Raw genomic sequence first — 868 nt, 5'->3', positions numbered from 1 at the left:
TTTGCGGCGGCCGTGTTTTTCGCGGGTCGTCTCGCCGGTGAAGTCGAGGTCTTCGATGGCGAGGGCGAGGTGATGGCGGCTCGCCCAGTGCAGCAGGCGGATCAGGGCGTGCCGGACCTGCGCGTCGCGGTGGGCGGCACCGCCCGAGAGGTCGTAGCCGAACCGCCGGGGCGCTCCGACCGGGTTGCCGTGAGCGTCCAGCCGCCACGCGGCCAAGTGGTCGGCGTTGGTGTCGACCCCCACCATGCCACCCGCGCGGGCCATGGCCAGCGGCACCGTCTGCACCGCAGGGTTGGTCCAGGAGGCGGTGAGGTACCAGCGGCCGCGTGCGGGGTCCTCGTGGATGCGGTAGGCCACAGCCCGGTTCGCGTGGATGCGGTCGGCCCACTCGACGCCCCGGTGCGCGAACACCACCCGGGCTGCGAGGACGTACCGGCCGTGCGGGGCGTTCGCCAGATGCACGAGCGGGGCGGGGAGTCTGAGGGAGATCTCGCCGTCGGGGGTGACGCGGATGGTCTCGTTGCCGAAGCGTTTGCCGGACTCGCCGTCCGCCTGAAAGAAGCGCCGGTCCGCCTGCCACCGGGTGCGCCACTGCTCCTCGGTGAGTCGGGCGGCATCCAGGTGGTGGCGGGTGGTCAGCAGCCGCTTCCCGCCGCGCACCACGTGCACGACCCCGGCTTCCCAGTCCGCACGGAGGGCTTGGAGCCGGTCGGTGAGCACGTGCAGACGGCGCGACTTCGCATGCCATTCCCGCCTGCTCGCATAGCCGCCCGGAGCGTGCTTGCTGCCCTTCTCGCCGACCGGCAGCGACAACCGGTGGGCGATCATCCGCACTCCCGCTTCCAGCTGCTGGATGTGTGCGAGCTGG

1 pseudogene is annotated in these 868 nt (G+C 72.0%); it reads right to left on the bottom strand.

Annotated elements, in window-relative coordinates:
* Positions 1-868: pseudogene (locus tag SMA5143A_RS19430) on the bottom strand (IS200/IS605 family accessory protein TnpB-related protein); the annotation flags it as partial.

The sequence above is a fragment of the Streptomyces sp. MA5143a genome (assembly GCF_900290235.1).
Lineage (GTDB): Bacteria > Actinomycetota > Actinomycetes > Streptomycetales > Streptomycetaceae > Streptomyces.
The sequence above is the reverse complement of the archived record's forward strand: the minus strand, read 5'-3'. Positions and strand labels throughout refer to the sequence as shown.